We start from the raw sequence: 25,811 nt of genomic DNA on the forward strand, positions 1-25,811 counted from the left end.
GGCGAATGATAGCGGGGTCGCCAGAAACGACAAACCCCGGATTTCTCCGGGGTTTGTTTTAACGCGCGCTGGTAGCACCTGAACCCTGTAGGAGCGAGGCTTGCCCGCGAAGAGGCCGGAACATTCAACATTTATGTTGATTGATACACCGCCTTCGCGGGCAAGCCTCGCTCCTACAAGGGCAAAGCATCAGTTTTTGGAAATCTCGCCGGCCGGCAATTTTTCCTTGCTGCGCCAGTGCGGCAGCGAGTTCCAGTAGCGCTCGCCCTTCGCGTCGTCGTACATGCCTTCCCAGCGCGAAATCACCAGCACTGCCAAGGCATTGCCGATCACGTTCAACGCGGTACGCGCCATGTCCATGATGCGGTCGACACCGGCGATGAACGCCAAGCCTTCCAGCGGAATCCCGACGCTGCCCAAGGTTGCCAGCAACACCACGAACGACACGCCCGGCACGCCGGCAATGCCTTTGGACGTGACCATCAACGTCAGCACCAGCAGCAATTGCTGGCTGATCGACAGGTCGATGCCGTAGAGCTGGGCAATGAAGATCGCCGCGATGCTCTGGTACAGGGTCGAACCGTCGAGGTTGAACGAGTAACCGGTCGGCACCACGAAGCTGCAAATCGCTTTCGGTGCGCCGTAGGCTTCCATTTTCTCGATCACGCGCGGCAGCACGGTTTCCGAACTGGCGGTGGAGTAAGCCAGCACCAACTCATCCTTGAAGATGCGCATCAGCTTGATCACCGAGAAACCGAACAGCTTGGCAATCAAACCCAACACCACAAAAGCGAAGAACGCGATGGCGAAGTACACCAGCACCACCAGCTTGGCCAGCGGCAGCAGCGAGGCAAAACCGAAGTTGGCCACGGTCACCGCGATCAGCGCGAACACGCCGATCGGCGCGTAATTCATGATCATGTGGGTGACTTTGAACATGCTCTCGGAAACGCCCTGGAACATCTTCACCAGCGGCTCGCGCAGGTCCGATTGCAGGCTCGACAGACCGAGACCGAACAACACGGAGAAGAAGATGATCGGCAGCATTTCGCCGCGGGCCATGGCCGCGAAGATGTTCGACGGGATCAGGTTGAGAATGGTTTCGATGAACGCGTGTTCATGCTGAACCTCGGCGGCAGTCGCCTGGTACTTGGAAATATCCACCGTACCCAGCGTGCTCATGTCGATGCCGGTGCCCGGATGGACCACGTTGGCCAACACCAGACCGACCAGAATCGCGATGGTGGTGACGACTTCGAAGTAAAGGATGGTTTTGAGGCCGATACGACCGAGTTTTTTCGCGTCACCGACGCCGGCGATACCGACGATCAGCGAAGAAATCACAATCGGGATCACGATCATCTTGATCAGACGGATAAAGATGTCACCCGCCGGTTGCAGGACGTTGGTGATCCACCAGGCTTTTTCGGCGCTGAAATGGTTCAGCAGCGCACCGATTGCTATCCCCAATACCAGACCGATGAGGATCTGCCAGGCGAGGCTAAGCTTTGCCTTCTTCATATCTTTACCCTTACTTCAGTTTGACTCGGGCAGGTGCGCGAACTGGAACGCTCAGTGGCGGAAAAGTCTGTGCATCTGCCCCCGTATAAGGTGCCCCGAAAGCGCTGATTTACGGCTCTTCGGCAGGCGAAAAAAGGCGCAACTATTCCGATGCAAGGAAGCGACGTCTAATGCCGTAAACGCCTACCCTATGCCGAATCGGCATGAGCTTTTTTAAATGAAACCGGCGTCCCAACCGGTTCGAATACGACATTTCGGCAGGCATAAGTGCCGTGAACCGGCCATTTCAGAGCAAGTTGGTTGTTTTTTGAACAGGTGATTTCGGGGTGAAACTTGGGAAATTGCCTACGAATGCCTCGGAAAATTCCTCAACAAAAACAAAGTGCTTTCTCGATATACGGTCGCGAAGAAACACCGCGAAACGGTTTTGCGGGGAATATGCAGCAGAGGGGATTCAGCGAAGTGCTCTGGATCAACGTTTTGCGCGTTGAGGCATTAGCAGGAGATAGCAGCAGATACGCTTCTTGGGAGGAAGCTCTTCGCAAGTCCGTCGAGCCGCTATGGATCGGCGAACTTGCGTCGCAGCTTTTTACCTACCTGACCCGGCCCTTGCGCAAGCACTCCATGTGCCCGTAGGTCACTCCGACTCTGAAGCAGTCAGAACGTCCCGACCCCCTGGTCATGCGCCGGCCCTCCTCGAGTGGCGCACTGGAAAGAAGCAAGGCTGCTCCTTTCTTGTTTCAAACTTATGTCTGCAACGCAGAACCACTTTGGATCAGTACCAATGTGGATCTTTTTTCAGCGTTTCCATCAGCAGCTTTTGCATGCCTTCATCAGGCTTGCCGAGGAAACGGTAATCAGCGTGGCGCGTCGGGGACTTGTCGGCGGGCAGACCCGCTGGCACTTGCACCCACATCGCGTACGCGTCTTCCTTGTCGAAACTGAAAGCTACGATCAAGCGATTGTTCAGGCAGGTTTCCTGTTTTTCGCACAGTTGCCCGACCAGATACTTGTCGCCATCTTCAGTCACAGCAGTCATTTGTTCGGAGGTGCCGCTCAGGTTCATCACCCATTCCGGCAATCGCTCTTCCTTTTTGACGACTTGAGTCCATGTTTCACGATACTGCGGGTCAGCGTTAAGCAACTCGCTGGCCCGCGTCTGGCCATCATTGGCCGCCATCGTCATGGCACTGCCGCCCATAAGCAGGGCGGCCGCCATCGTCTTGAACAAGACGTTCATGGTCAGCCTCGACCGCGACGGCCGAAGAAGAACGAAGCGATAAACATCACCAGGAACACAACGAACAGGATCTTGGCGATACCCGTAGCGGTGCCCGCGATACCACCGAAGCCCAGAACAGCGGCGATGATGGCGATAATCAGGAAAGTGATTGCCCAACTCAACATGGTGATTCTCCTTACTTCTATTTAGGGGTCGTGTCCGTAGTGCTTTTTACGGCGCTGCAAACACGCCGTTACAAGTGTGATGCTTTAAAACACCCAACGTTCCTGACGCGGCATCTGATCCACAGGCTGAGCCTGGTCGACGTCCATCATGCGCATTGGGGCGCTGTCAGCCTGGTTGCTGCTGACGGCACTGAAATGAGTCTGGGTGGCGTGTTGAATCGACAAACGCGGCGCTTCCGGCTGCTGGCTTTGTTCCCAACGTGCATATTGCTGCCCGCCGATCAAAGTGATCGAAAGAGCGAGCATGGCGAACAAACCTTGCTGGATGTGCAGAGGCGAGATACGCAGTTGTGCGGCACGTTGACGATTCATCCTGTAGCTCCTCCACCTGGGTGGTCATCTTGTTGAGGACGCTCATTCCATGAATGCCCTGCGTTAACGAGACTATTGCAGCCTGCGTGCCAGCTTTTTCGAAGAAAAAAAACCAGCAAAATCAACAAGTTACAGATGCGATGAAAATCACTTCGGACGCATCCTGCACGATGGGTCTCTGAGGGTCGTGCGTAATGCACGATAAATTCGTAGGAAATTTCAAACTTTTTGAATTGAATGGAGGTCGCGGATGTCAGACATTCACGTAGGCAATCGCCCAAACGTTCAGTTTCCTGTAAAAAACCAACAAAATCAGTTCATTAGCAATCAGGCCTGTAGATAACTACCCGGCCGGTGCTGGAATGGACCAGAATAAACCATGCAACTTGCCCGATTTATCCGGGACTAACCTAATATCTTTCAGTAAGGAGCGTAGGAAAATGGAATCAGCCACTGAGCAACAAGGCCGAATTCTGCTGGTGGACGACGAATCCGCCATCCTTCGTACCTTCCGCTATTGCCTCGAAGACGAGGGCTACACCGTCGCCACTGCCAACAGCGCCGCCCAGGCTGATGCATTGTTGCAGCGTCAGGTGTTCGACCTGTGCTTCCTGGATTTGCGTCTGGGCGAAGACAATGGCCTCGATGTACTGGCGCAAATGCGCATTCAGGCGCCGTGGATGCGTGTCGTAATAGTCACTGCGCATTCGGCCGTGGACACCGCCGTCGATGCGATCCAGGCTGGCGCCGCCGATTACCTGGTCAAACCGTGCAGCCCCGATCAATTGCGTTTGGCCACCGCCAAGCAACTGGAAGTGCGCCAACTCTCGGCACGTCTGGAAGCGCTCGAAGGTGAAGTGCGCAAACCCAAGGATGGCCTGGACTCGCACAGCCCGGCGATGAAAGTCGTGCTGGAAACCGCCCGCCAAGTCGCCGGCACCGACGCCAACATCCTGATTCTCGGCGAGTCCGGTACCGGTAAAGGTGAGCTGGCCCGCGCCATTCACGGCTGGAGCAAACGCGAGAAAAAATCCTGCGTGACAATCAACTGCCCGTCGCTGACCGCTGAATTGATGGAAAGCGAATTGTTCGGCCACAGTCGCGGCGCGTTCACCGGCGCCAGCGAAAGCACTTTGGGCCGCGTCAATCAGGCCGATGGCGGCACACTGTTTCTCGACGAGATCGGCGACTTCCCCCTGACATTGCAGCCCAAATTACTGCGCTTTATTCAGGACAAGGAATACGAACGCGTCGGCGACCCGGTCACGCGCCGCGCTGACGTGCGTATTTTGGCTGCGACCAACCTCAATCTCGAAGACATGGTCCGCGACGGTCGCTTCCGTGAAGATTTGCTCTATCGCCTCAACGTCATCACCTTGCACCTGCCGCCATTGCGCGAACGCACCGAAGACATCCTCACCCTCGCGGATCGTTTTCTTGCGCGTTTCGTCAAGGAATACGCCCGACCGGCACGCGGGTTCAGCGACGAGGCGCGCGAAGCGCTGCTCAGCTATCGATGGCCGGGCAACATTCGTGAACTGCGCAACGTGGTCGAACGGGCGAGCATTATCTGCCCGCAGGAACGCGTGGAAATCAGCCACTTGGGCATGGCCGAACAACCGGCCAACAATTCGCCACGGGTCGGCGCTGCGCTGAGCCTGGACGAGTTGGAAAAAGCCCACATCGGCGCCGTTCTGGCCACGGCGGGCACCCTTGATCAGGCGGCCAAGACGCTTGGCATCGACGCTTCGACGCTGTATCGCAAACGCAAGCAGTACAACCTGTGAGCGATGTCCGATGAAATTGGCGATGAAGTTGCGGACCCGGCTGTTTCTGAGCATTTCCGCACTCATCACGGTGGCGCTGCTCGGGTTGATGTTGGGTTTGGTCAGCGTCATGCAAATGGCCGGCAGCCAGGAAGCCGTGGTTCGCAGCAACTTCGTCAACCTCGACCTCGGCCTCAAGCTGCGCCAGACCCTGGGCGATCAGCTGATCATCATGCTCAGCGAAAAGCCTGATCCGGCTGCGTTCGAGGCGTCCAAGCAGCATTATTTCCAGTTGCTCGACGAAGGCATCGCCCATGAACAAGTGGGCGACGCCGTGCAATACGGTTTCAGTCAGGCGAAAAAGGATTACCTGAGTTTCCTCCAGGCGTTCAGCGATTCACGCGAGCCAACGCATGTGTTGAGCGGCAATCAGGTGCTGACGGAGAAATTCAACGCGCTGCGCAACGGTTTGATCACCGAACACAAACGCGCACTCGACAACATCAACAACACTCAGCGCAAGGCCCGGGATCGCGCGTTGCTGATCGCCGGTCTGCTTGGATTTGTCGGGCTGGCGGTGCTGATCATCGGTTTCATCACGGCGCACGCGATTGCCCGGCGCTTCGGCGCGCCGATCGAAGCCTTGGCACAAGCGGCGGACAACATCGGCCAAGGCAATTTCGAAGTGACGCTGCCGATTTCCTCAGCTGCAGAAATGAACCAGCTGACCCGCCGTTTCGGCATCATGGCCGAAGCCTTGCGCGAGCATCAGGCGACCAACGTCGACGAGTTGCTCGCCGGTCAGCAACGCCTGCAAGCGGTGCTCGACAGCATCGACGACGGTTTGCTGATGATCGATCGCGCGGGTCATCTGGAGCACCTGAACCCGGTGGCGCAACGACAATTGGGTTGGGACAGCGATCGACTCGGCCAAGGTTTGGGCACCGCACTCGAACGGCCGGAACTCGATGAACAACTGCAATTGGTGCTGCGCGGCGGCACGCTGGAGCGCGCGCCCGAAGATCTGGCCATCGAAGTCGATGGCGAGTCGCGGTTGCTTACGTACAGCCTGACTCCGGTCAGCCACACCCAAGGGCACATCCTCGGCGCAGTGATGGTGTTGCACGACGTTACCGAGCAGCGCGCGTTCGAGCGGGTGCGCAGCGAGTTTGTGTTGCGCGCCTCGCACGAATTGCGCACGCCGGTCACCGGCATGCACATGGCGTTCGGCTTGTTCCGCGAGCGGGCGAAGTTTCCCGAGGATTCGCGCGAAGCCGATCTGCTCGACACGGTTAATGAAGAAATGCAGCGCTTGATGCAGTTGATCAACGACTTGCTGAATTTCTCGCGTTACCAGAACGGCCTGCAAAAACTCACGCTGGCGCCGTGCTCCATCGAAGATTTGCTGGCGCAGGCACAGGACCGATTTGCCGCAACGGCAGCCGAGAAGGGCATCGAGTTGCTGGTCGAAGTGCAGGGGCCATTGCCGCGCTTGCAGGCAGATCAGGCGCAATTGGATCGCGTGCTCGACAACCTGATCGACAACGCCATGCGCCATACCGCCGAGCAAGGGCAGATTCGCTTGCAGGCGCGGCGCCACGGCGAGCGGGTGATTATCAGCGTCGAGGACAATGGCGAAGGCATCGCCTACGGCCAGCAAGGACGGATTTTCGAGCCGTTTGTGCAGGTCGGGCGGAAGAAGGGCGGCGCCGGGCTGGGCTTGGCGTTGTGCAAGGAAATCGTGCAGCTGCACGGCGGGCGGATGGGCGTTTATTCGCGGCCGGGGCAGGGCACGCAGTTCTACATGGCGCTGGCAGTCTGAGCGGATTTACGCTTCGTCATCGATGCGGCGACCGTTTTGTCGTCGACCACGGGTGATCAGTTCGATGAACTGCACCGCGCTCAGCGCATGGGCGAACAGCCAGCCCTGACCGTATTTGACGCCTTCGCTGCTGAGAAACTGCGCCTGCGCTTCATGCTCGATGCCCTCGGCAATCACCTTCAGTTGCAGGGCCTGGGCCATGTGAATTATGTGCGGCGCGACCCCGCTGCTGGCAGCGTCATGGCCCAGCGCATCGATAAACGCCTTGTCGATTTTCAGGCAATCCACCGGCAGGGTTTGCAGGTAGGCGAGGCTGCAATAGCCGGTGCCAAAATCGTCGATCAGCACCTGATGGCCAACATTGCGCAGCGCTTGCAGGTTTTCCCGCGCCACCACCACGTCAATCAATCCGCGTTCAGTCACCTCAAAAGCAATCTGCCTGGCCGCGACCCGGTGCACCGTCAGCAGGCGCGCCATCACTTGGCCGATGCGCGGCACCATGACGTCGCAGGCGGCCAGATTGACCGAAATATAGAGTTGCGGGTTGGCCCGTAGCAACTGACCGAGCTGTTCCAGCAGCCGTTGCAGGACGAAGTCGGTCATTTGCCGGATCTGCCCGGTGTTCTCGGCCATCGGGATAAACAGGTCCGGACTGGTCAGCGTGCCGTCCGGCCTGCGCCACCGCAGCAGGGCTTCGGCACCCACGCAGTTACGGCTGTCGAGGTCGAAGATCGGTTGATACAGCACTTGCAACTCGCCACGGCGGATCGCGCCTTGCAGTTCGGCGTCCAGCGACTGGCGCTGGCGCACCAGCAGAAACACCAGGAAACCGACGAAAATACCCAGCACCAGACTGCCCGGCAGCAGCCACCACCAAGCGGCGGGCACATGCGTGCCGGTGCGCGGAGTGATCAGCACCAGTTGGTATTCCGGATTATCGGTCGGCATGCGGTAGATCAGGCGAGTGTGGGTGACTTGCAGCGCGTCGCGGCTTTTTGGTGGCCACGGTTCAGTAGGCGGCCAGATTTGCTCCAGGCCCAATACCGGAATCGCCCGTTGCCCGTGGTCGAGCACCACCAGCAGGCTGCTGCCGGGCGAGAGGTCGACCATGTCGGTCAAATGCCCGCGCGAGGTCGCCACGCGAAAATTGCCGCGACCGAGCATCAACGCGGCGCGGTTTTCATCCGGTTCGGTGGTGGTGTTCAGCCAATAACTGTAGGTCGGGCCTTTGATGTCCGGCGGGCGAATCAGCGACAAGCCTTCCTGGCGCGGCCGGTTCGAGCAAATGCGGCTGGCGTCCATATAAGCGGCTTCATACACGAAGCGATAGCTGAAGCTGACTTGCTGCAACGTCGCGATCATTTCGTCATCGCAGCCGCGCAATGGCTGCGCCTCCAGATCGTCGAGGCTTTCGCGTAGCTGGCCGAAGAGTTGTTCGAGGCGGGCGAGAAAGCGTTCACCCTGAGCGTTCATTTCGCGGCTTTCGTTCTGCTCAACCTGATGCAGCGCGATGAACAGACTGGCGGCCATCAGCAGCGTTGCACTGAAGACAGCAGCGAGCATCGCCAAAAACCAAGGGCGATAGAACCAACTTCGCAACCTCTCGCGCGTAGCAGCCATTTGGGAACATCCGAAGAATTACCAATGAGTTATAGCTGCTGTTTGAGAAAAAGCGCGACCGTCGGGCGGGCGTCATTATTTTGTCTGATTGAGTACCAATAACATCGCCGCAGTCTGCGCGTCCGGCGTGCCGTCGAAACGGCTAGGGCGGTAATGCATCTGGAAAGCCGCGATTACGTGGCGAGTAGCGACATCCAGTTCACCGGTTTGCGGCGTCGCGTAACCGAGGCGCGCGAGCTGTTCCTGGAACCAGCCGACGGTGGGCAGGTGCTCGGTGTATTGCGCCTGCCGGGCGGCGACCGCCTGTTCGTTGGGCCATGCGCCCAGGCCGGCGGCGGCCAGGCGTTTCCACGGGAACAGCGGGCCGGGATCGAGTTTGCGCAACGGCGCGATGTCACTGTGGCCGATGATGTGTCGAGGGCTGATGCCGTGGCGTTTGCTGATGTCCTTGAGCAGCACGATCAGCGCTTGAATCTGATCTTCGCTGTACGGATACCAGAGGCGCCCGGTCGGCGTGTCGCGGAAACCCGGATTGACGATTTCGATGCCGATCGAGCTGGAGTTCAGCCAGGTCCGGCCTTGCCATTCGCTTTCACCGGCGTGCCAGGCGCGCATATTTTCATCGACCAGTTTGTAGATGGTCGCGCCTTTGTCGTCACCAATCAGGTAATGGCTGCTGACCTCGCCGTGGGTCAACAATTGCAGCGAGCGCTCCAGCGACGCCGAGGTGTAATGCAGCACCACAAACGGCGTGCGGCTGTCGAAATTGGCGGAAGGATGGCTGGTGTCGAAACGCGGACCGCTGGCGCAACCGGCCAGCAGCAAAAAACAGGCAACGAAGGTGAGAAATTTCATGGCAGATGGCAATACACGATGGACGATAATGCAACAGTGTAACGTAATCGCCCGAATGATGACGGCGACGGCGCTGGATTAAACAAAATGGAACAATTGGCTCTCAGGCCAATTCCACCCGGTTTCGCCCGGCATGTTTGGCTCGATATAACGCCTGATCGGCTCTTTTAAGCACCATATCGCTATGTTCGCCGGGTTTGAATGCCGCCAGTCCCATGGACACGGTGATGGTCACGCGTTCGCCCTTGAAGTGGAAAGGGCAGGCTTCGATCGCTGCGCGCAGGGTTTCCAGCAGTTTCGCGCCGACGGCCGGCACGGTGGCAGGCATCAACAGCACAAATTCTTCGCCGCCGAATCGAGCGATGAAGTCCGAGCCGCGCAGGCGTTTGCGCAACACGCTGGCGATGATCTTCAGCACTTTGTCGCCGGCGAGGTGGCCGTAGTTATCGTTGATCCGTTTGAAATGGTCGAGATCGAGCATGGCCAGCATCAGCGTGTTGCCGTGTTGCTGCCACTCGCTGATCTCGTGTTCCAGCCGTTCGCTCCAGGCTGCGCGGTTGGGCAGGCCGGTCAGCGGATCGATCAGGGCCTTCTGCCGTTGTTCTTCAAGGTGCTCGCGATAGCCCATGGCTTCCTGCTCCATGTGCGCGACCCGTTCGGCCAGGCTGTGCAGGCGCGCGGCGACTTCCTGTTCACGTTCGTCGCGCTGTTTTTGGTGCTGGTCCATGGTCCCGAGCAAGCCTTCGAGATGGTTTTCGAGGACGTGCTTGAGGTCGTCGAGGTCGGCGGCGTCCTGCATGCTGGTGTGCAAACCGTCGACCTGCTCGCGGATCTGCGTGTCCATCTCGCGCGCGGCGGAGCGGTTGTCTGCGTGCCCGGCGCTGGCGGCTTGCAGATTGCTCTGGAACGACTCGAGACGTTCGTTGAGCTGCTGCAAATACGCTTCAAACTCATGCTGGCCGCTGTCGGTGATCGCCAGCATCAACGTCGCCAGATCGTCGAGGATCGGCAGCAATTCGTACCAGTTCAAGCCATTCTTCAAGCGTTCGCGCATCGCCTCGGCCTGCGGGCGATGGCGTTCGGGCAGGGTCAGGTCATCGAGCAGACCCAGCAGCGTTTGCTCGATGTGCGCGGCCACGGAACTGTAAGACGGCTCGGGTGAGTCCGGCAGCGCGTAGAGAATGTCTTGCTCGGGGTGTTCCGGATCGATGGCCGCCAGTGCCTGGGCCATGACGGCGGGCAAGGGCAGGGTGTCGAGCAATAGTGGCGTTTCGGGTGGCGGCGCCGGGGTCAGTTCATCTGGATTGAAGATAGATTGGGCGGGCGGCTCGGGCGCGATGACTTGCGCTTGAGGTAGTTCGGGAGCGGATTGCGCGATGGGGGCGCTTTCGACTTGCGGCTCCAGGCCCGGTGGGGCGAATGCCACGACTTCCGGGAGCGGTGCTGCATCAACGGGTGCTTCGAGGATTGGTGTTTCTGAGATTGGTGTTTCGGGAATTGACGCTTCAGTAGCTGGTTGCTCAATAACCGGTGCAGAAGTTTGCGACGCGACGGGTGCTGGTTTTTCGGCCTCGGCGATTGATACTTCGGCAGCGGGCGCTGGTTGTATCGGTGCCTGCACTGTCGGCGCAACGTCTTGTGCTGCCGATTCCTCTGCCTCGCGGCTACCAAACAACCGCTGCAGCAAACCCGGGCGCCCGGGCTCGGCGGGGCTCTCGAGTTGGTGCAGGGCTTTGCCTTGCAGGCCGCTCAGTTCGCTGAGCAGCAAGGGAATCTCGCGGGCCTGGCCGACGCGTCCATCGAGTTGTTTGGCGAAGGCCTTGAGCGGTTTGCTGACCTCTCGCGGCAATGGCAATGCCTGCAACTGCGAGACCAGCGCATTCAGCGCGGCGCTGACTTGATCGACCCGGGTTTCGCGGCGCTGCTCGGAGTCGAGCACGGCTTTTTCCAGGCGTGGCAGAAGGGCGGCGAGGCCTGCGTCCATGTCATCGGTGCGCACTACTTCGCGCATTTCCTTCATGCACAAGTCAACAGCGCGGTCGGTACCTTCGGCCGCCAATGTGCTGCGCACCAGCCCACGGCGCAGCAGGTCGAGCCGGGCGTCCCAGCGACGCTCGAGTTTTTCCTGTTGTTCGATGCTTTTAAGGTATTTCTCTTTCCAGCGCTGTGCTTCGTCGCTCATTCATCGGGTCCGCGAGGGTCGGGTCTCAACGCGGGTAATGAATCGGCCGTGAGCGAACCCGGCAAACGAATCTCTACCGCGACGGGCAGGTGATCGGAAATCGGTTGTGCCAGCACTTCGACTCTTTCCAGGGTCAGGGTCGGGCTGAGCAGAATGTGGTCGAGGCAGCGTTGCGGGCGCCAGCTGGGGAAGGTTGCTTCGAGTTGCGGCGCCAGCAGGCCGAGGTCACGCAACGGCGAGTTTTGCAGCAAGTCGCTGGCGTGGGTATTCATGTCGCCCATCAGAACCTGATGCTTGTAGCCGCCGATCAATTCGCGGATATAGGCCAATTGCATGCTGCGGGTACGAGCGCCGAGCGCCAGGTGCATCATCACCACGATCAGCGCTTCCGGACCTTCGCCAAAACGCACCAGGATTGCCCCGCGCCCCTTGGGTCCCGGCAGCGGATGATCTTCAATCGCCCACGGGCGCAGGCGGCTGAGCACGCCATTGCTGTGCTGGCCGAGGCGACCGAGGTTGCGATTGAGTTGTTGATACCAGTAAGGGAAGGCCCCGAGCTGGGCCAGGTGTTCGACTTGGTTGACGTAGCCTGAACGCAGGCTGCCGCCATCGGCTTCCTGCAAGGCGACCAGATCGAAGTCGCCGAGCAGATTGCCGATCTTTTGCAGGTTGTCGGCACGCCCGGTGTGCGGCAACAGGTGTTGCCAGCCACGAGTCAGGTAGTGCCGATACCGCTCGGTACTGATGCCGACCTGGATATTGAAGCTGAGCAAACGCAGACGACTGTCTGCGGGCAGGCCCGTTGATTCCAGATGATGCGAATTGACCCGCGCTTCGTGCAGGCCAACAACGCGTTCAGTACCCCAGCGGCGCATGGCGGGGCCCGGCCTTAGTTGGCGGCAGCCTTGGTAGCCGCTCGCTCTTGATCGACCAGTTTATCGGCCAGCTTCAAAGCATTTTCGGCACCGCCGGCAGAACCGACGTCAAAGCGGTACTTGCCGTTGACGATCAGGGTTGGGACGCCGCTGATTTCGTATTTCTTCGCCAGTTCTTTCGCTTTGGTCATCTGACCTTTGATTGCGAAGGAATTGAAGGTCGCGAGGAACTTGTCCTTGTCGATGCCCTGAGTGGCGAGGAATTCTGCCATTTCTTCAGGCGTGACCAATTTCTTGTGTTGTTTCTGGATCGCTTCGAACACGGCGGCGTGAACCTTGTGCTCGACACCCATGCTTTGCAGGGTCAGGAACATTTGACCGTGGGCGTCCCATGGGCCACCAAACAGGGCAGGAATGCGCACGAAATTGACGTCGGAAGGCAGTTTCTCAACCCAAGGATTGATCACCGGTTCAAAAGCGTAGCAATGCGGGCAGCCATACCAGAACAGCTCCACGACTTCGATCTTGCCAGGGACTGCAACCGGTACAGCGTTGGTCAGTTCGACGTAAGGTGCGGCGGGTGCTTCAGCGGCTTGAGCAGTCACGCCGAACAGGCTGGCAGCGACGAGTGCGGCGCTGATGATCAGATTACGCATGCTTTACTCCTGGACAATTTTGGTCGCCTCGCGCGACCTGAGTTTCAGACAGGTCATGGCGGGCGTGAGTTCTGTAGTGTAACGGCAGCGGCCACAAAAAAGGGCGGCCAAAGCCACCCTTTTTATGCTTGCAGCGTCGGATTAATCGAGCGTTAACGTTGCAGGGGATGTCCGTCCCCCGCAATGCTCGATCCGCTACGCCAAATCCCGGCGCTTAGTGCAGACCCTGAATGTAGCTGGAGACGGCGGCGATATCTTCGTCGCTCAGCCGTTTGGCGATGGTCTGCATGGTTTTGGTGTCGCCGTCGTTGGCGCGGCCACCTTCTTCCTTGCGGAAATCGGTTAGCTGCTTGGCGATGTATTGAGCGTGCTGGCCACCCAGATGCGGGAAACCGGCGGCGGCGTTGCCCGAGCCGTCTGGCGAGTGGCAACCGGTGCAGGCCGGCAGGCCCTTGGCCAGGTTGCCACCACGGAACAACGCTTCACCTCGATCCACGATTTTCGGGTCGGCGGCGCCAACGCTGCTTTTCTGGCTGGCGAAGTAGGCGGCGAGATCGGCCAGGTCCTGATCGCTCAGGTTGGTCAGCAGGCCGGTCATTTCCAGTACCGTGCGTTTGCCGGACTTGATGTCGTGCAACTGCTTGTTCAGATAACGCTCGCCCTGACCCGCCAGTTTCGGAAAGTTTGGCGCCATGCTGTTGCCATCCGGGCCATGACAGGCGCCACACACTGCGGCTTTCGCCTCACCAGCTTTTGCATCACCCGCAGCATGGGCAATGCCGGAGATCCCCACGGTCAACAGCAGACTCACGATCAATTTGTTCATCAGCTAATCCAACTACGGCTAAGGGTTAAAGAGTTATGGGCCGGGCTTACTCGCTCATCCAAAGGATGATGGCTTGGTAATCCTCGGCACTGCAGTCCATGCACAAACCACGCGGCGGCATCGCCTTGAAACCCTGGGTCACGTGTTGCACCAGCGTCTCCATACCTTTCGCCAACCTCGGCGTCCAGGCTTCCTGATCGCCCTTTTTCGGCGCCATCGGGAGTTGGCCGGAATGACAGGCACCACAAACACGGTTGTACACAGCTTCCGGATCCTGTGTAGCCTGAGCGCTGTAAAGCGGCATCAAGACACCGGCAGCTAGCAGCCATTTCGTCATAAAACGACCTTTTCAGGGTAGAGAGCGTTTTGCGTTCTAATGCGCAATCAAGGTCAATCGCTCTCGTGAACTTCATCCTACGCTGGGACAAAGCGCACACAAAATCTGCGGCATTATATACTGGCGCTACTGAAACGGAAACGACACCGCTTGCCGCGTCCATTCCCGGCGCCGCCCACATCGGAAATCCCATGCAACTCAAGAACCCCATCCTTGGCCTGTGCCAACAGTCCACCTTCATGCTCAGCGCTGCCAAAGTCGACCAATGCCCGGACGACGAAGGCTTTGAAGTCGCCTTCGCCGGTCGTTCCAACGCCGGTAAATCCAGCGCGCTGAACACTTTGACTCACGCCAGCCTGGCGCGGACCTCGAAAACTCCGGGTCGCACGCAACTCTTGAACTTCTTCAAGCTAGACGATGATCGTCGTCTGGTCGACCTTCCGGGTTACGGTTACGCGAAAGTACCGATCCCGCTGAAGCTGCACTGGCAGCGTCACCTGGAAGCTTATCTGGGTGGCCGCGAGAGTTTGAAAGGTTTGATCCTGATGATGGACATCCGTCATCCAATGACCGACTTCGACCTGTTGATGCTCGATTGGGCCGTCGCCAGTGGCATGCCGATGCACATTCTGCTGACCAAGGCTGACAAGCTGACCTACGGCGCAGCAAAAAACGTTCTGCTCAAGGTTCAGGCCGATATCCGTAAAGGATGGGGCGATACCATTACCATCCAGCTGTTCTCGGCGCCGAAACGCCTGGGCCTGGAAGACGCTTACACGGTACTGGCGGGCTGGATGGAATTGGCGGACAAGGGCGCCGAGATTGCCGAGTAAGGCTTTCTCGCGGGCAAAAAAAACCCCGGACTTCGTATGGGGAGGGGGAAGTTCCGGGGTTCAAGTTCCGGACCGTTAGGGCGGGGTCCAGATATCTGCCAACACTTAACACAACATAGGAGCATCGAAGGGCTTCACCAGCCTTTCAGAAACTCTGAGTGGCAATTTGGCAGATTAGTTCAGAATTTTTTTCAATGCCTTTGGAATAACCGGACACACTTTTTGAGCTAAGCCCCATTTAGCGAGCGCCCTTCGATTACTTATCTGCCGCGGCACTATGCCGCAGCAGAAATCCCCTGTTCAAACGGCTCAGTGAGCTTCATCCCAGTTATTGCCGACCCCGACTTCAACCAGCAGAGGCACGTCCAGCTGCACCGCGTCGCTCATGTGCGCGCGGATCTCGTCGCGAACCTGGTCCACCAGATCTTCGCGCACCTCAAGCACCAATTCATCGTGCACTTGCAGGATGACCTTGGCGTCCAGCCCCGAGGCCGTCAGCCAGTTATCCACCGCCACCATGGCTTTCTTGATGATGTCCGCCGCCGTGCCTTGCATCGGCGCGTTGATCGCCGTGCGCTCGGCGCCTTTGCGCAGCGACGGGTTCTTCGCGTTGATGTCCGGCAGGTACAGACGCCGACCGAAAATGGTTTCGACGAAACCCTGCTCGGCCGCTTGATTGCGCGTGCGCTCCATGTACGCCAGCACACCCGGATAACGCGCGAAATAACGGTCGATGTACGCCTGCGATTGCTTGCGATCGACACCAATCTGCTTGGCCAGGCCAAATGCGCTCATGCCGTAGATCAAACCGAAGTTGATTGCTTTGGCGCTGCGCCGCTGATCGGTGGTGACGTCGGCCAGCTCAACGCCAAACACTTCCGCCGCCGTGGCTTTGTGCACGTCCAGATCATTGCGGAAGGCGTGCAGCAAGCCTTCGTCCTTGGCCAGGTGCGCCATGATTCGCAGTTCAATTTGCGAATAGTCCGCCGCCAGCAGTTTGTAGCCTTTCGGCGCGACGAACGCCTGACGAATCCGCCGACCTTCCGCCGTGCGGATCGGGATGTTCTGCAGGTTCGGATCGCTGGATGACAAACGCCCGGTGGCCGCCACGGCTTGATGATACGAAGTGTGCACGCGCTTTGTGCGCGCGTTGATCTGCTCAGGCAAGCGGTCGGTGTAGGTGCTTTTCAGCTTGCTCATCGAGCGGTACTGCATCAGCACTTTCGGCAGTTGGAAATCCTGCTCGGCCAGTTCCGCGAGCACCGCTTCAGCAGTGGATGCCTGGCCCTTGGCGGTTTTGCTGAGGATCGGCAGGCCCAGTTTGTCGTACAGAATCGCGCCCAGTTGCTTCGGCGAACCGAGGTTGAACTCTTCCCCGGCGAGGACATAAGCCTCGCGCTCCAGCTCGACCATTTTCTTCCCGAGCTCGATGCTCTGGATGCCCAACAGGTCGGCATCGACCAGCGCACCCTGGCGCTCGATCCGCGCCAGCACCGGCACCAGCGGCATTTCGATGTCGCTGAGGACTTTGCTCAAACTCGGGATTGCGTTGAGTTTGGCCTGCAAAGTCTGGTGCAGACGCAGCGTGATGTCGGCATCTTCGGCGGCGTACGGCCCGGCCAGCTCCAACGGAATCTGATCGAAGGTCAGCTGCTTCGCGCCTTTGCCGGCGATGTCGGTAAAACCGGTGGTGGTGTGATTCAGGTACTTGAGCGCCAGGCTGTCCATGTCGTGGCGGGTCGCCGTGGAATCGAGCACGTAGGATTCGAGCATGGTGTCGAAAGCGATGCCTTGCACGCTGATGCCACAGCTCTGATCGCCGCCGATTGCGCAGTTGGCGAGGATGTTCATGTCGAACTTGGCGTGCTGGCCGACCTTGAGTTTGCTTGGGTCTTCAAGGATCGGTTTCAGCGCGCGCAACACCGTGTCGCGATCCAGCTGTTCCGGCGCGCCCATGTAGGAATGCGTCAGCGGAATGTAGGCCGCTTCGTAGGCCTGGACGGCAAACGACAACCCGACCAATTGCGCTTTTTGCGCGTCGATGCCGGTGGTTTCGGTGTCGAAGGCGAACAGTTTGGCGTCTTGCAGCTTCTTCAGCCAAAGGTCGAAATCGGCCTGGGTGAGAATGGTCGTGTAGTTGATTTCAGCAGCAGCAGCGGCAGGTTCTTCCTGCGCAACCGGCGCGGCGACTTGCTGGCCGGAGCGCTTGGCGTCGCGCTGGTTGTCTTCGAACCAGCTCTTGAACTCCAACAGCGTGTACAGCTCGGCGAGTTTGTCGTGATCCGGTTCGCGCATTTGTAAATCATCGAGGCCGATGTCGAGCGGCACGTCGATCTTGATGGTTGCCAGACGATAGGAGAGGAACGCCATCTCCTTGTGTTCTTCAAGCTTGGCGGCCAGGGTTTTGGCGCCGCGAATCGGCAGGGTCGGGACGATGTCGAGCTGCGCGTAGAGCTCGGTCAGGCCACCGTTAACCCCGACCAGCAGGCCGGAAGCGGTTTTCGGGCCGATGCCCGGAACGCCCGGAATGTTGTCGGACGAATCGCCCATCAGCGCCAGATAATCGATGATCTGCTCGGGAGCGACGCCGAATTTCTCCTTCACGCCCTCCACGTCCAGCGCGCTACCGGTCATGGTGTTGACCAAGGTAATGTGCCCGTCGACCAGTTGCGCCATGTCCTTGTCGCCAGTGGAAATCACCACCGGGCGGTCGGCGGCCGCGCTGCTGCGGGCCAGCGTGCCGATCACGTCATCGGCCTCGACGCCATCGACGCACAGCAACGGGAAGCCAAGGGCCATCACGCTTTGGTGCAGCGGCTCGATCTGTACGCGCATGTCGTCGGGCATGCTTGGGCGGTTGGCCTTGTATTCGGCGAACATTTCGTCACGAAAGGTCCCGCCCTTGGCGTCGAAAACCACCGCGAACGGGCTTTCCGGGTACTGCTTGCGCAGACTCTTGAGCATGTTCAACACACCTTTGACCGCGCCGGTCGGCAGGCCTCGGGAGGTGGTCAGCGGTGGCAGCGCGTGAAAGGCGCGATAGAGGTAAGAAGAACCGTCCACCAGGACGAGGGGGGCTTGGCTCATGAGCACGATCAACCTTTTCGGCGGGTCCGGCGCTAGAATAGCGGGACCATTGACGACAAAGGGACAAGGTTATCATGCGCACGTTAAATCGCCTGTTGCTGGCTGGGTTGTTTGCCACCGTTCCACTGGCCGTCATGGCGGCGGATGATGCGCCGACCTCGGAGCCGGAAGTTACCATCAGCACACACACGGAAGGTGACAAGGTCATTCAGGAATACAAGAAGGGCGGGTTTACCTACGCCATCAAGGTGACGCCGAGCGTTGGCAAACCGTATTTCCTGGTGCGCGCGGACGGCACGGACGCGAATTACATCCGTTCGGACCAGCCGGATATGCTGATTCCCGCGTGGGAAATCTTTACCTGGAAGTAGTTTCTTAACTTTAATCGGCGCCGTTTTGATAGCGGCGCCCGAACTGAGCAGTTTTTAACCATGTCTGTGTTTACTCCCCTGGCTCGGCCCGAGCTGGAAACCTTTCTCGCCCCATACGGGCTCGGCCGCCTGCTTGATTTCCAGGGGATTGCCGCCGGTAGTGAAAACACCAATTTCTTTATCAGTCTGGAGCAGGGCGAGTTTGTCCTGACCCTGGTAGAGCGCGGTCCGGTTCAGGAAATGTCGTTTTTCATCGAATTGCTCGACGTGCTGCACGACGCCGACCTGCCAGTGCCGTACGCGCTGCGCACCAAGGACGGCGTGGCGTTGCGCGAACTGGCCGGCAAACCGGCGTTGCTCCAGCCACGCCTGCCGGGCAAACACATCAAGCAGGCCAATGCCCAGCATTGCACGCAGGTCGGCGAGTTGCTCGGCCATCTGCATCTGGCGACCCAAGCCAACATGATCAAGCGCAAGACTGATCGCGGCCTCGACTGGATGCTGGAGGAGGGCACGCAACTGCTCTCGCACCTGAACGCCGAGCAAAGCGATCTGCTGCAACGGGCGTTGGAAGAAATCAGCGAGAAAAAACAGAAAATTCTCGCGCTGCCACGCGCCAACATCCACGCCGACCTGTTCCGCGACAATGCGATGTTTGAAGGCACGCACCTGACCGGGTTGATCGACTTCTACAACGCCTGTTCCGGGCCGATGCTGTACGACGTGGCGATTGCCTTGAACGATTGGTGTTCGGACGACGACGGGGTGATTGACGGGCCGCGTGCCCGGGCGCTGTTGGGCGCTTATGCGGGGTTGCGCCCGTTCACGGCAGCGGAAGCCGAGTTGTGGTCGACCATGCTGCGTGTGGCGTGCGTGCGCTTCTGGTTGTCGCGGTTGATTGCTGCAGAGTCTTTTGCCGGGCAGGACGTGTTGATCCACGATCCGCTGGAATTCCAGCAGCGCTTGGCGCAACGGCAGAAAATCAGTACGCCGTTGCCTTTCGCGCTTTAAAAGCTTCGCGGGCAAGCCTCGCTCCTACAGGAAATTGCACCCTCCCTGTAGGAGCAAGGCTTGCCCGCGAATGGGTCGACACCGATGTCCGGGTTACAACGCCTCCAGGCACCCGGCCAGGTCATTGCCCAGTTTCTCCAACACCTGCTCATAACCCTGAGCAGTCGCGGGTGTGTAACCGCCCAGCGCATCCAGTTCTGCCAGTTTTACCGGCAAGCCCGCCACCAGGGTTTCCGCCAGTCTTGGCCGCAACGGCGGTTCACTGAACACGCAGGTCTTGCCGACTTCCTGCAAGCGCGCGCGCATCGCCGCGACATGCTGGGCGCCGGGCTGCACTTCCGCAGCAACGCTGAACACGCCTGCATGCTTGAGCCCGTAAGCGTCTTCGAAATAATCGAACGCTTCGTGGAACACAAAATAAGGTTTGCCCGAGATACCCGCCAGCCGTGCCTTCAGTCGCGCGTCCAGCGCATCCAGGCGCTCATCGAAGGCCTTGAGGTTGCTCTGATAACGTGGCGCGTTGGCCGGATCGGCATCGCTCAAGTCAGCGGCCATTTTCGTCGCGATCACCCGTGCGTTGACTGGCGACAGCCACAAATGCGCGTCCAGCGTGCCGGGACGATGATCGTGGTCATGTTCGTCCGCCTGCCCGGCTTCTTCGGCATGGGAATGGCTGTCTTCGGCGAAATGCCGCAATTTCAGCCCCGGCAGATCCTGCACGGCGACGCTCGGCGCTGTACGACTTTTCAGCACGCGCGGCAGGAAACCTTCCATGTCCGGACCGATCCAGTACAGCAGATCGACCGATTGCACCTTCCGTACGTCGGACGGGCGCAGCGCGTAGTTATGCGGCGAGGCACCCGGTGGCAGCAACACTTCCGGGACTGCCACACCGTCCTGCACGGCAGCGGCAATCAGCTGTAGCGGCTTGATGCTGGTGAGCACTTTGACCTCGGCGTGCGCTGATCCGATCAGTAGGAGACCGGCGAAAAATACGAAACACTTTGAAAAAAGTCGGGACACGATGACCACTCGAAGAGGCGAGAACGGGTAACATAATAACGTCTCTCACAAAAATCGTCGCCGCTCATGCCTATTACACCGATTGCCAGCCGTCCCCACGACCACTCTCATTGCGTGCACAGCGCATTGTCCGAGGCCGACGCCTTGTGCGCCCGTCAAGGCTTGCGCCTGACGCAACTGCGCCGGCGCGTGCTGGAACTGGTGTGGCAAAGCCATAAACCGCTGGGCGCCTACGACATTCTGGCGGTGCTCAGCGAGCAGGACGGCCGCCGCGCCGCGCCGCCAACCGTGTACCGCGCGCTGGATTTCCTGCTGGAAAACGGCCTGGTGCACCGCATCTCTTCGCTCAATGCCTTTGTCGGCTGCAATCACCCGGAGCATGCGCACCAGGGCCAGTTCCTGATTTGCCGCGAATGCCACGCTGCCATTGAGCTCGAACAAAAAGCCATCAGCGACGCGATTGTCCTCAGCGCCAAAGACGTCGGTTTTATCGTCGAAGCGCAAACCGTCGAAGTGGTCGGATTGTGTTCGGGTTGCCAGGGGGCTTGATGAGCAACGCGCTGATCCGTCTTGAGCAAGTGGCCGTAACGTTTGCCGGCCAACCGGTGCTGGAAAGCATCGACCTCAGCGTCGAGCCTGGGCAGATCGTCACCCTGATCGGCCCCAATGGCGCCGGCAAAACCACGCTGGTACGCGCCGTGCTCGGTTTGTTGAAGCCGGACAGCGGCAGCGTCTGGCGTAAACCCAAGCTGCGCGTCGGTTACATGCCGCAAAAACTCCACGTCGATCCGACCTTGCCGCTTTCGGTGTTGCGCTTCCTGCGGCTGGTGCCGGGTGTTGACCGTGCGCGAGCCTTGGCGGCGCTCAAGGAAGTCGGCGCCGAACAGGTGATCGACAGCCCGGTACAAAGTGTTTCCGGCGGCGAAATGCAGCGGGTTTTGCTCGCTCGCGCGTTGTTGCGTGAGCCGCAATTGCTGGTGCTCGACGAGCCGGTGCAGGGCGTCGATGTCGCTGGCCAAGCCGAGCTGTACAGCCTGATCACCCGCCTGCGCGACCGCCATGGTTGCGGCGTATTGATGGTTTCCCACGATTTGCATTTGGTGATGAGCACCACCGATCAAGTGGTGTGCCTGAACCGCCACGTCTGCTGCTCCGGGCACCCGGAACAAGTCAGCAGCGACCCGGCGTTCGTCGAGTTGTTCGGCAAAAACGCGCAGAGCCTGGCGATTTATCACCACCACCACGACCACGCCCATGATTTGCATGGCTCCGTGGTCGCCGCCGCCCCGTCGGCACAACCTCACGTTCATGGAGATGGCTGCAAGCATGGCTGATTTTCTGCTTTACGCCCTGCTTGCAGGTCTGGCCCTGGCAGTGGTCGCGGGCCCGCTGGGTTCGTTTGTGGTGTGGCGGCGCATGGCCTATTTCGGCGACACCTTGTCCCACGCCGCATTGCTCGGCGTGGCGCTGGGCTTTTTGCTGGATGTCAGCCCGACTGTGGCGGTCACCGTTGGCTGCCTGCTGCTGGCGGTGTTGCTGGTGACGTTGCAGCAGCGCCAGCCGCTGGCGTCCGACACGCTGTTGGGAATTCTCGCACCGAGCACGCTCTCGTTGGGCCTGGTGGTACTAAGCTTCATGCACGAAGTGCGGATCGACCTGATGGCGTATCTGTTCGGCGACCTGCTGGCGATCAGCCCGACCGATCTGGCGTGGATCCTCGGCGGCAGCGCGGCGGTGCTGGCGTTGCTGCTGACGTTGTGGCGGCCGTTGCTGGCGATCACCGTCCACGAAGAATTGGCCAGGGTCGAAGGGTTGCCGGTGGCGGCGTTGCGCCTGACCCTGATGTTGCTGATCGCCGTGGTCATCGCCGTAGCAATGAAAATTGTCGGTGTGTTGCTGATTACGTCACTGTTGATCATTCCGGCGGCTGCGGCACAGCGTCACGCCCGTTCGCCGGAGCAGATGGCACTGGGTGCGAGCCTGCTGGGCATGCTCGCGGTGTGTGGCGGGCTGGCGTTGTCATGGTTCAAGGACACCCCGGCGGGCCCATCGATTGTGGTGGCGGCCGCCGCGCTGTTTCTGCTGAGTTTTGTCCTGCCCCGTCGAGGGGTGTAGACTTGCTCGTTTTTTGCGCAAATAGAGAGTCGCAGGAATGAAGCCGTTCGCCTCCCGTTATCTGCTCCTTGTCGCATTTTCTCTGCTGCTCGGCGCTTGCCAAAGCACGCCACCGGCAGCCACTCAGGCTACCGACGGTCGGGCTGCGGCGATTGCACAGCTTGAACAAAACCTGGCCAGCAGCGAGCTGGCCACCGCCGAAGATCAACTGGCAACCTTGCAGGTCCAGTCGCCAGACGATCCAACGCTGGTGCAATACCAACGGCAATTGGCCGAAGCCTATCTGCAACGCAGCCAAATCGTGTTGCAGAAGGGTGATGTCAACGCCGCCGCCACTGCGCTCAGCCGTGCGCGGGCGCTGATGCCAAAAGCGCCAGCGCTGACCGGTGGCGTCAACAATGCCATCGTCAATGCGCGCAAAGCCGAGCTGGACAAGGCCGAAGCCGCGTTGCTGGCGGCCGAAGCCCGGCCAAAAGCCAAAGTGATTGATCCGGCGGCGGAAAGCACCACGGTCGCGTTGAACCTCACCGATATGAGCAAACTTCGCCATCAACTGGATGCGATTGCCTTCGATGTGGTGAATTACGACTGTGCAGTAGTTATCCAGGCACCGCGCACGCAGGATTACCCATGGCTGGCCACATTGCTGACCAAACGGGTGAAGAAACTCGATTCAGGTTTTGAGCTGAAATTGCACAAGCAGATCGTGCGCCACGTCCCGGCGCAGGTGGTTTTGAGCCCGCGTAAGCCTTGAAAACTTTGTAAGCCTTGAAAACCTTGTAAGACCTTAAAAGCATCGCGAGCAAGCTCGCTCCCACATTTGGAATGCATTTCCAATGTGGGAGCGAGGCTTGCTCGCGATAACGTCCTGACTATCGAGATAAACCTTAAGCCGGAATTGCCTTGGCTTTAGGCTCGCGATCCCAAACCCGATGCTGTCCAATCGCCGCGAAGAACGGCTTGATCAGCGTCTTGTCGGTCCCGACGATCAACCCCGCATCAGCCTCCAGCTTCAGCACATCCAGCAACTGCTTGGCTTCGCCGTGCAGCGCGATTGCCTTCAAGTGCTTGTACGCTTCGAGCACGTAATGCAGGGCCACGCCGTCACCGCTCAATGCCTTGATCGAGTCCGCGCCACCCGGCACGAACACCGCATCGAAAGCTACCGACGGCAAGCCTTCCATCGACGCATCGACGGGTAGCGATTTGCCGTCAGCCGTGGTCACCGGCGCCGAAGTCGGGCCGAGCAACTTGGCGTGTGCGCCTTCAGCCGCCAGCGCCGCCTTCATTGCATCGATTGCTTTGCCGTCAACGCCGTTGGCCGCCAGGATCGCGACTTTGCGAGTCTTGATGTTTTCCGGCAGCAGGTTGGCCTGGCTCAGCGCTGGCGAACGGTCCAGCGAGGTTTTCGGCACGTCTACGGTGCCAGCCTTCGGTGCTGGCAGACCCAGATTTGCCGCAACGCGAGCAGCCAGTTCCAGATCGATGTTGGCGAGGATCTCATTGACCTGGCGCTCACGAATCCACAACCGGTCAACCTTGCCCAGCTCGAAGCTGTACGCGGCGATGATGTGTTCCTGCTCGTGCTTGCTCATGCTGTTGAAGAACAAGCGCGCCTGCGAGAAGTGATCACCGAACGACTCGCTGCGCTGACGAATCTTGTTCGCGTCGATGCGTTCCGGGTAAGTCTCGAAGCCACCGTTTTGCGCGGCGGGCGGAGTTTCTTTCGGCCAGCCACCGTCAATCGAGTTCGGCTCGTAGGAGGCGCGGCCCTTGTCGATGGTCATGCGGTGAATGCCATCGCGCTGACCATTGTGGTACGGCGCCACCGGACGGTTGATCGGGATTTCGTGGAAGTTCGGCCCGCCGAGTCGGCTGATCTGCGTGTCGGTGTAGGAAAACAGCCGACCTTGCAGCAGCGGATCGTTGGAGAAGTCGATGCCTGGGACGATGTGGCCCGGGCAGAACGCGACTTGCTCGGTTTCGGCGAAGAAGTTGTCCGGGTTACGGTTCAGGGTCATTTTGCCCAGTGGCGTAATCGGCACGATTTCTTCAGGAATGATCTTGGTCGGGTCGAGCAGGTCGAAATCGAAGTCGTGTTCGTTTTCTTCCTCGACGATTTGCACGCCCAATTCCCATTCCGGGTAGTCGCCCATCTCGATCGATTCCCACAGGTCACGACGGTGGTAATCGGTGTCTTTACCGGCGAGTTTCTGCGCTTCATCCCACACCAGCGAGCAGGTGCCGGCGGTTGGGCGCCAGTGGAATTTGACGAAACGCGACTTGCCTTCGGCGTTTACCAGACGGAACGTGTGCACGCCGAAACCTTGCATGCTGCGCAGGCTTTTCGGGATCGCGCGGTCGGACATCGCCCAGATCACCATGTGCGCCGATTCAGGCTGCAGCGAGACGAAGTCCCAAAAGGTGTCGTGGGCCGAGCCGCCGGTAGGGATTTCGTTGTGTGGCTCCGGTTTCACCGCGTGGACGAAATCGGGAAACTTGATTGCGTCCTGGATGAAGAACACCGGCATGTTGTTGCCGACCAGGTCGAAGTTGCCTTCGTCGGTGAAGAACTTCACGGCAAACCCGCGCACGTCACGCACGGTATCGCCCGAGCCGCGTGGGCCCTGCACCGTGGAGAAACGCACGAATACCGGAGTTTGTTTACCCGGATCCTGCAGGAAACCGGCCTTGGTCAGCGCGGCATGGTTTTCGTAAGTCTGGAAGAAACCATGAGCGCCAGTGCCGCGCGCATGGACGATGCGCTCCGGGATGCGTTCGTGGTCAAAGTGCGTGATTTTCTCACGCATGATGAAGTCTTCCAGCAGCGACGGCCCGCGGGCGCCGACTTTCAGGGTGTTCTGGTTGTCCGACACCTTGACGCCCTGGTTGGTGCGCAGGGCTTGTTCGGTGGCGTCGGAACGGAATTTTTCCAGGCTTTCGAGCTTGGTATTGGTGTTGCCACGGTCCAGGGTGTCAGTCCCGGCCAGTGCGCTTTTGGGGGCGACAGGTTTCTTGGTACTCATCAGTCGTAAACTCCTCGTTGCGATCTCGTCCTAGCCGGACTTGTGAGCAATTTTCCAGGCACGGCACCTGGCGGTAATCACGTTGCTTAAGTAGTGACTAATGAGG

At 59.4% G+C, this 25,811-nt stretch carries 23 protein-coding genes; 9 read left to right on the forward strand and 14 right to left on the reverse strand.

Features of this window, described 5'->3' with window-relative positions; translation table 11 throughout:
• Positions 1 to 189: 189 nt before the first annotated feature.
• From gltP to FBY12_RS17700, 4 genes are all read right to left on the reverse strand, one after another.
• Positions 190 to 1,521, reverse strand: a complete 1,332-nt coding sequence (gene gltP, locus FBY12_RS17680) for a glutamate/aspartate:proton symporter GltP (protein ID WP_092275575.1) — start codon at positions 1,519 to 1,521, stop codon at positions 190 to 192.
• A gap of 775 nt (positions 1,522 to 2,296) precedes the next feature.
• The gene (locus FBY12_RS17690; RefSeq protein WP_145254406.1) at positions 2,297 to 2,761 is read right to left on the reverse strand and encodes an inhibitor of vertebrate lysozyme family protein; all 465 of its coding nucleotides are present in this window, start codon (positions 2,759 to 2,761) and stop codon (positions 2,297 to 2,299) included.
• Positions 2,762 to 2,763: 2 nt separating this feature from the next.
• Positions 2,764 to 2,928 (reverse strand): DUF1328 domain-containing protein, encoded by a 165-nt coding sequence (locus FBY12_RS17695; RefSeq protein ID WP_003177151.1) that lies wholly within the window; start codon positions 2,926 to 2,928, stop codon positions 2,764 to 2,766.
• An 84-nt stretch (positions 2,929 to 3,012) separates the two neighbouring features.
• Complete coding sequence (locus tag FBY12_RS17700; protein WP_121732571.1) at positions 3,013 to 3,300, reverse strand: hypothetical protein; 288 nt, start codon at positions 3,298 to 3,300, stop codon at positions 3,013 to 3,015.
• 440 nt (positions 3,301 to 3,740) lie between these two features.
• Here FBY12_RS17700 and algB point away from each other — a divergent pair, with 440 nt between their 5' ends.
• The gene (gene algB, locus FBY12_RS17705; protein WP_092275566.1) at positions 3,741 to 5,087 is read left to right on the forward strand and encodes a sigma-54-dependent response regulator transcription factor AlgB; all 1,347 of its coding nucleotides are present in this window, start codon (positions 3,741 to 3,743) and stop codon (positions 5,085 to 5,087) included.
• Between the two features lie 10 nt (positions 5,088 to 5,097).
• Complete coding sequence (locus FBY12_RS17710; protein ID WP_145254409.1) at positions 5,098 to 6,888, forward strand: KinB sensor domain-containing domain; 1,791 nt, start codon at positions 5,098 to 5,100, stop codon at positions 6,886 to 6,888.
• Positions 6,889 to 6,894: 6 nt separating this feature from the next.
• Here FBY12_RS17710 and FBY12_RS17715 read toward each other — a convergent pair whose 3' ends face one another.
• The 7 genes from FBY12_RS17715 to FBY12_RS17750 all read right to left on the reverse strand — a co-directional run bounded on the left by FBY12_RS17715 (position 6,895) and on the right by FBY12_RS17750 (position 14,239).
• Complete coding sequence (locus FBY12_RS17715; RefSeq protein WP_145254412.1) at positions 6,895 to 8,508, reverse strand: EAL domain-containing protein; 1,614 nt, start codon at positions 8,506 to 8,508, stop codon at positions 6,895 to 6,897.
• 75 nt (positions 8,509 to 8,583) lie between these two features.
• A complete protein-coding gene (locus FBY12_RS17720; protein WP_121732568.1) occupies positions 8,584 to 9,363 on the reverse strand; it encodes an N-acetylmuramoyl-L-alanine amidase in 780 nt (259 codons plus the stop codon).
• Positions 9,364 to 9,466: 103 nt separating this feature from the next.
• Positions 9,467 to 11,545: a diguanylate cyclase gene (locus FBY12_RS17725; protein WP_145254415.1), complete on the reverse strand. Its 2,079-nt coding sequence runs from the start codon at positions 11,543 to 11,545 to the stop codon at positions 9,467 to 9,469.
• The gene (locus FBY12_RS17730) at positions 11,542 to 12,420 is read right to left on the reverse strand and encodes an endonuclease/exonuclease/phosphatase family protein (protein WP_121732566.1); all 879 of its coding nucleotides are present in this window, start codon (positions 12,418 to 12,420) and stop codon (positions 11,542 to 11,544) included. The genes FBY12_RS17725 and FBY12_RS17730 overlap by 4 nt, the downstream gene beginning before the upstream one ends.
• A gap of 14 nt (positions 12,421 to 12,434) precedes the next feature.
• A complete protein-coding gene (locus FBY12_RS17735) occupies positions 12,435 to 13,076 on the reverse strand; it encodes a thiol:disulfide interchange protein DsbA/DsbL (RefSeq protein WP_092275548.1) in 642 nt (213 codons plus the stop codon).
• Between the two features lie 214 nt (positions 13,077 to 13,290).
• On the reverse strand, positions 13,291 to 13,902 hold the full coding sequence (locus tag FBY12_RS17745; protein ID WP_145254418.1) for a cytochrome c: 612 nt from the start codon (positions 13,900 to 13,902) through the stop codon (positions 13,291 to 13,293).
• A gap of 46 nt (positions 13,903 to 13,948) precedes the next feature.
• Complete coding sequence (locus FBY12_RS17750) at positions 13,949 to 14,239, reverse strand: cytochrome c5 family protein (RefSeq protein WP_008002190.1); 291 nt, start codon at positions 14,237 to 14,239, stop codon at positions 13,949 to 13,951.
• Positions 14,240 to 14,430: 191 nt separating this feature from the next.
• Here FBY12_RS17750 and yihA point away from each other — a divergent pair, with 191 nt between their 5' ends.
• Positions 14,431 to 15,072 (forward strand): ribosome biogenesis GTP-binding protein YihA/YsxC, encoded by a 642-nt coding sequence (yihA, locus tag FBY12_RS17755; RefSeq protein ID WP_092275538.1) that lies wholly within the window; start codon positions 14,431 to 14,433, stop codon positions 15,070 to 15,072.
• A gap of 309 nt (positions 15,073 to 15,381) precedes the next feature.
• Here yihA and polA read toward each other — a convergent pair whose 3' ends face one another.
• Positions 15,382 to 18,159, reverse strand: coding sequence for a DNA polymerase I (gene polA / locus FBY12_RS17760; RefSeq protein ID WP_145254421.1), 2,778 nt, complete (start codon positions 18,157 to 18,159; stop codon positions 15,382 to 15,384).
• 74 nt (positions 18,160 to 18,233) lie between these two features.
• Here polA and FBY12_RS17765 point away from each other — a divergent pair, with 74 nt between their 5' ends.
• Entirely contained in the window at positions 18,234 to 18,530 is a 297-nt protein-coding gene (locus tag FBY12_RS17765) for a DUF2782 domain-containing protein (protein ID WP_092275532.1), read from the forward strand.
• Between the two features lie 60 nt (positions 18,531 to 18,590).
• Positions 18,591 to 19,541 carry a homoserine kinase gene (locus FBY12_RS17770; RefSeq protein WP_145254425.1) on the forward strand — a complete coding sequence of 317 codons (951 nt, stop codon included), beginning with the start codon at positions 18,591 to 18,593 and terminating at the stop codon, positions 19,539 to 19,541.
• 93 nt (positions 19,542 to 19,634) lie between these two features.
• Here the strand turns inward: FBY12_RS17770 and FBY12_RS17775 are convergent, their stop codons facing one another.
• Complete coding sequence (locus tag FBY12_RS17775) at positions 19,635 to 20,573, reverse strand: zinc ABC transporter substrate-binding protein (RefSeq protein WP_145254429.1); 939 nt, start codon at positions 20,571 to 20,573, stop codon at positions 19,635 to 19,637.
• A gap of 57 nt (positions 20,574 to 20,630) precedes the next feature.
• Between FBY12_RS17775 and zur the strand changes: the two genes are divergently transcribed.
• The 4 genes from zur to FBY12_RS17795 are packed head-to-tail and all read left to right on the forward strand — an operon-like array spanning position 20,631 to position 23,433.
• Positions 20,631 to 21,113 carry a zinc uptake transcriptional repressor Zur gene (gene zur, locus FBY12_RS17780; RefSeq protein WP_145254431.1) on the forward strand — a complete coding sequence of 161 codons (483 nt, stop codon included), beginning with the start codon at positions 20,631 to 20,633 and terminating at the stop codon, positions 21,111 to 21,113.
• Entirely contained in the window at positions 21,113 to 21,898 is a 786-nt protein-coding gene (gene znuC, locus FBY12_RS17785) for a zinc ABC transporter ATP-binding protein ZnuC (RefSeq protein WP_145254434.1), read from the forward strand. The genes zur and znuC overlap by 1 nt, the downstream gene beginning before the upstream one ends.
• On the forward strand, positions 21,891 to 22,679 hold the full coding sequence (znuB, locus tag FBY12_RS17790) for a zinc ABC transporter permease subunit ZnuB (RefSeq protein ID WP_121732559.1): 789 nt from the start codon (positions 21,891 to 21,893) through the stop codon (positions 22,677 to 22,679). Before znuC ends, znuB begins: the two co-directional genes overlap by 8 nt.
• Before the next feature lie 37 nt (positions 22,680 to 22,716).
• The gene (locus tag FBY12_RS17795) at positions 22,717 to 23,433 is read left to right on the forward strand and encodes a PA5502 family lipoprotein (protein ID WP_145254437.1); all 717 of its coding nucleotides are present in this window, start codon (positions 22,717 to 22,719) and stop codon (positions 23,431 to 23,433) included.
• Positions 23,434 to 23,566: 133 nt separating this feature from the next.
• Here FBY12_RS17795 and katE read toward each other — a convergent pair whose 3' ends face one another.
• Entirely contained in the window at positions 23,567 to 25,705 is a 2,139-nt protein-coding gene (gene katE, locus FBY12_RS17800; RefSeq protein ID WP_145254440.1) for a catalase HPII, read from the reverse strand.
• Between the last annotated feature and the right edge of the window lie 106 nt (positions 25,706 to 25,811).

It is taken from the genome of Pseudomonas sp. SJZ131, assembly GCF_007828705.1.
GTDB classification, from domain to species: domain Bacteria; phylum Pseudomonadota; class Gammaproteobacteria; order Pseudomonadales; family Pseudomonadaceae; genus Aquipseudomonas; species Aquipseudomonas prosekii.

What these genes read in the sequence shown, in the direction of transcription:
- FBY12_RS17735 (WP_092275548.1), bottom strand. Translation starts at nt 13,076, where the DNA reads ATGCGTAATCTGATCATCAGCGCCGCACTCGTCGCTGCCAGCCTGTTC.
- FBY12_RS17720 (WP_121732568.1), bottom strand. Translation starts at nt 9,363, where the DNA reads ATGAAATTTCTCACCTTCGTTGCCTGTTTTTTGCTGCTGGCCGGTTGC.
- FBY12_RS17715 (WP_145254412.1), bottom strand. Translation starts at nt 8,508, where the DNA reads ATGGCTGCTACGCGCGAGAGGTTGCGAAGTTGGTTCTATCGCCCTTGG.
- FBY12_RS17795 (WP_145254437.1), top strand. Translation starts at nt 22,717, where the DNA reads ATGAAGCCGTTCGCCTCCCGTTATCTGCTCCTTGTCGCATTTTCTCTG.
- katE (WP_145254440.1), bottom strand. Translation starts at nt 25,705, where the DNA reads ATGAGTACCAAGAAACCTGTCGCCCCCAAAAGCGCACTGGCCGGGACT.
- polA (WP_145254421.1), bottom strand. Translation starts at nt 18,159, where the DNA reads ATGAGCCAAGCCCCCCTCGTCCTGGTGGACGGTTCTTCTTACCTCTAT.
- yihA (WP_092275538.1), top strand. Translation starts at nt 14,431, where the DNA reads ATGCAACTCAAGAACCCCATCCTTGGCCTGTGCCAACAGTCCACCTTC.
- FBY12_RS17730 (WP_121732566.1), bottom strand. Translation starts at nt 12,420, where the DNA reads ATGCGCCGCTGGGGTACTGAACGCGTTGTTGGCCTGCACGAAGCGCGG.
- FBY12_RS17770 (WP_145254425.1), top strand. Translation starts at nt 18,591, where the DNA reads ATGTCTGTGTTTACTCCCCTGGCTCGGCCCGAGCTGGAAACCTTTCTC.
- FBY12_RS17700 (WP_121732571.1), bottom strand. Translation starts at nt 3,300, where the DNA reads ATGAATCGTCAACGTGCCGCACAACTGCGTATCTCGCCTCTGCACATC.
- FBY12_RS17765 (WP_092275532.1), top strand. Translation starts at nt 18,234, where the DNA reads ATGCGCACGTTAAATCGCCTGTTGCTGGCTGGGTTGTTTGCCACCGTT.
- zur (WP_145254431.1), top strand. Translation starts at nt 20,631, where the DNA reads ATGCCTATTACACCGATTGCCAGCCGTCCCCACGACCACTCTCATTGC.
- algB (WP_092275566.1), top strand. Translation starts at nt 3,741, where the DNA reads ATGGAATCAGCCACTGAGCAACAAGGCCGAATTCTGCTGGTGGACGAC.
- FBY12_RS17725 (WP_145254415.1), bottom strand. Translation starts at nt 11,545, where the DNA reads ATGAGCGACGAAGCACAGCGCTGGAAAGAGAAATACCTTAAAAGCATC.
- znuB (WP_121732559.1), top strand. Translation starts at nt 21,891, where the DNA reads ATGGCTGATTTTCTGCTTTACGCCCTGCTTGCAGGTCTGGCCCTGGCA.
- znuC (WP_145254434.1), top strand. Translation starts at nt 21,113, where the DNA reads ATGAGCAACGCGCTGATCCGTCTTGAGCAAGTGGCCGTAACGTTTGCC.
- FBY12_RS17750 (WP_008002190.1), bottom strand. Translation starts at nt 14,239, where the DNA reads ATGACGAAATGGCTGCTAGCTGCCGGTGTCTTGATGCCGCTTTACAGC.
- FBY12_RS17690 (WP_145254406.1), bottom strand. Translation starts at nt 2,761, where the DNA reads ATGAACGTCTTGTTCAAGACGATGGCGGCCGCCCTGCTTATGGGCGGC.
- FBY12_RS17695 (WP_003177151.1), bottom strand. Translation starts at nt 2,928, where the DNA reads ATGTTGAGTTGGGCAATCACTTTCCTGATTATCGCCATCATCGCCGCT.
- FBY12_RS17710 (WP_145254409.1), top strand. Translation starts at nt 5,098, where the DNA reads ATGAAATTGGCGATGAAGTTGCGGACCCGGCTGTTTCTGAGCATTTCC.
- gltP (WP_092275575.1), bottom strand. Translation starts at nt 1,521, where the DNA reads ATGAAGAAGGCAAAGCTTAGCCTCGCCTGGCAGATCCTCATCGGTCTG.
- FBY12_RS17745 (WP_145254418.1), bottom strand. Translation starts at nt 13,902, where the DNA reads ATGAACAAATTGATCGTGAGTCTGCTGTTGACCGTGGGGATCTCCGGC.